Genomic DNA, 3,050 nt, shown 5'->3' on the forward strand with positions numbered 1-3,050 from the left:
GGGGTGGGTCCTCGCGCGCCGGCGCGCGCGCGCGACCCTCAAAATCCGCGCGGCCCCTCCCCTCCCGGGGGGTAGTCCCTCACACTCACGGGGCGATCGAAGGGAAAAAAATCGCGACTAAGAATTCCCCTGCGCGGGGTGCGAGGGCGCCGGCCCGCGATCGGGTCTCAGGGCGCGGGTCTCACGGCTGCCTTTGGTGCGACGGGCCATTCGCGGCTGACGATGAATTGTTCTGCACCGGCTGCGTCGAGAAACTTGCGGTCGTCGAGATCGCTGCGGACGGGGCGCGATGATGGACTGGCGCATTCCGCACGAATTCGATCTGCCTGTTGGCACCACGCTGCCGCAGCTCGCCGGCGCCGAGATCAACCCGATGCAGCTCGATCCGCCCGGGCCGGTCGGCGAGGCCTACATGTTCGGCACCGAGGCCATCGAATTCATCATGGGCCCGGTCGGATCGGCAAAGACCACCTGCTCTATCTTCAAGATCCTCGTGTCATCGCTTCGCATGCCGGTCTGCAAGGACGGCATCATTCGCTCGCGCGGCTGCGTCGTGCACGCGAACCTGCGCGCGCTGTACCGCACGGCGGTGCCGAGCCTGCAGCAGTTCTTCAAGCCGGGCACGCCGGGCGTCGAGTACGCCGGCGGACAGGATCGGCCGCTGCAGATCACGCTGCGGTTTCAGACGCCGAACGGCCGCAAGCTGCAGATCATCATCGACGGCTTCGGCATCACCAAAGACACGATGGAGGAGCTGCTGCGCGGCTACCAGTGCAACTTCGGTTGGTGCATTGAAGCCGATCAGCTCGACGCCGAGGTGCCACCGTTCATCTACAGCCGCGTTGCGCAGGGCCGCTATCCCGGCAAGGGCATGTTGGAAGATCCCGAGGCCGACGTGCCCGGCACGGTGTGGGGCGATCTCAACGCGCCGCTGATCACCAACTACATCTACACCGACTTCGTCGAGGCTCCGCGCCCCGGCTACAAGCTGCACCTGCAGCCCGGCGGGCTTGAGGACAATGCGGAGAACCGCAAGTTTGTCTCGAAGGAGAGCTATCAGAAGCTCGCCGCGACACTGCCTCCCGACAAGAAGCGGCGCATGGTCGACAGCAAGTTCGGCATCGAGGGCGACGGCGCGATCGTCTATCCCGAGTATGATCAGCGCATTCACTGTTCGAGCGAAGTGCTGAAGCCGCTGGATTTGCCGCTGCTGATCGGCAGCGACGCCGGCGGCTCGCCCGCGCTGGTGATCGGCCAGTTCACGCCGAAGGGACAAATGCGCTGGCTCGACGAGCTGGTGTCGAAACCCGGCACCGGTCCCGGCCGCTTCGCCGAATATCTCGTCGATCTCCTGCAGTCGAAATATCGCGGCCTTCCAGTCGCGCACGCATGGGGTGATCCCTCTGCCTTCCACGGCGCCGATCGGCAGCATGGGGAGCTATCGTTCATGGAGATCCTGGGCAAGGCGATCAGCGTCAACTTCCTGCCGACTGTCACCAACGATCCGAGCGCGCGGCAGGAGAGCGTGTCGTGGTTTCTGCGCCGCGGCGTCGACGAGCAAGGCTTCCCGTACTTCCAGCACTGCAAGTCGATGAAGGTTGTGCAGGGCGGCTTCCTCGGCGGCTTCAAGATCGTGAAGAACATCCACGACAGCAGCGACCGGGTTGCTTTCGTCAAGAACAGCTTCAGCCACGTGCACGAGGGCGGGCAGTATCTCTGCTACGGCGTCCGCGGCCATGCGGGCGTCATCAACGACGCAGCTCGAGCTGGGCGGCCCGGCAACGTGGTGCCGATCTCGACGGGGCGCGGCCCGGTGAAGGATTTCAACCTCAATGATCGGTAGCAAATCTGCCGCCGGCCGCGCTAAATGGCTCCATGACGACCTTGCTGCTGCGATCGATTGGACCCCGCGACTATACCGTACTGGAGGGCGAGCAGCGCATTGGCCGCATCCGCTGGGCCAAGGAGCGCAGCCCAGGCGTCTGGCTCTGGCATATCCAAGTCCACATTCCCGGAGCGCCATTCGGAAGCGCCAAGGATCTCGACGAGGCCAAGGCGGCGTTCAAGGCGGCATGGGCGGCGATGAAGCTCAAGCACTCGGCCGACGACTTCGCGCGGGCCTTCAAGGCGATGAACATCAGGGGCGACGGCTAGCCGCTCACTCAAGCCCTCCAGACGACGTTGGCCCGCCCGGTTCCAATGCGCCCATTCGTCGCAGCAGATGTCCAAATCGGAAGCTGCTCGGTGTGGTTGTGGGTAGTAGGCTGGTGCGGGGAGCCTTTGGAATGCCGTCGTTCTTTTTTTTTGATCTTCATCTTTGTCGTCATCGTCGCCGGGCTGGTTTGGTTTTTTATCTGGTACCGTCGGGAAACACGCAACAGCGAATGGCAGACGTTCGCGCCAGCTACCTATAAGTATCGCCGCTTTCGAAATGGGAAGTGGGAATACAAAGACATGACGCCCGAAGAGGCTGAGCGACACCAACTTGATAACGCCTGGTAGGCTCTCCGATGAGCCTCCGCGTCGCTTCGCCCGCTCCACTCCCTGACGTGATGGACCTCTTCGCTGCCTCGGTGCCGATGAAACCCATCAACGTCAAGGCGGCGATCGTCCAGGCCGCGCGATCGGAAAGCTTCGCGTTCTACGCCGGCGCCGGCGCGATCGCCGCGGCAATGCTCTACCCACTGCCGGCAGAAAAGCCCGGTGAACGGCTGGTCGAGCTGGCCTTTGTTTGTCGGCCGGAGCTAGCGCAGCACCTCCGCGCACTCCTGCGGCTCGCTCACTTAACGCGGGACCAGCTCGCGAATGATGGCCCGGTTCGCGTTCGGGCCCATGTCCGTTCCGGCCACCTCCCCGGCTCGCGCTTAGCGGCGCTGTTGGGCATGCGGATGGTCGGGACTTTTGGCGGCTTCGAGCGCTTCGAATTCGAGGGCTCGCCACATGAATGCATTCGTCCAGGGCGTCAAGACGCTGTTCACGGGGCCGGACACCTCCGCCCAAGATAAGGCGGCAGCCGAGGCCAAGCAGGAACAGCAGATCTCGCTGGCGCG

The 3,050-nt window shown here is 64.0% G+C and carries 3 protein-coding genes; all 3 read left to right on the top strand.

Annotation, left to right across the window (positions count from 1 at the left end; all coding sequences use genetic code 11):
- Nucleotides 1–289 precede the first annotated feature (289 nt).
- Nucleotides 290–1,843 (top strand): hypothetical protein, encoded by a 1,554-nt coding sequence (locus AC629_RS43730; protein WP_084810763.1) that lies wholly within the window; start codon nucleotides 290–292, stop codon nucleotides 1,841–1,843.
- Between the two features lie 32 nt (nucleotides 1,844–1,875).
- Complete coding sequence (locus tag AC629_RS43735) at nucleotides 1,876–2,154, top strand: hypothetical protein (RefSeq protein WP_084810764.1); 279 nt, start codon at nucleotides 1,876–1,878, stop codon at nucleotides 2,152–2,154.
- Nucleotides 2,155–2,244: 90 nt separating this feature from the next.
- The gene (locus AC629_RS43740; RefSeq protein WP_143199937.1) at nucleotides 2,245–2,502 is read left to right on the top strand and encodes a hypothetical protein; all 258 of its coding nucleotides are present in this window, start codon (nucleotides 2,245–2,247) and stop codon (nucleotides 2,500–2,502) included.
- The last annotated feature ends 548 nt before the right edge of the window (nucleotides 2,503–3,050 follow it).

This window comes from Bradyrhizobium sp. NAS80.1, assembly GCF_001908205.1.
GTDB lineage: Bacteria > Pseudomonadota > Alphaproteobacteria > Rhizobiales > Xanthobacteraceae > Bradyrhizobium.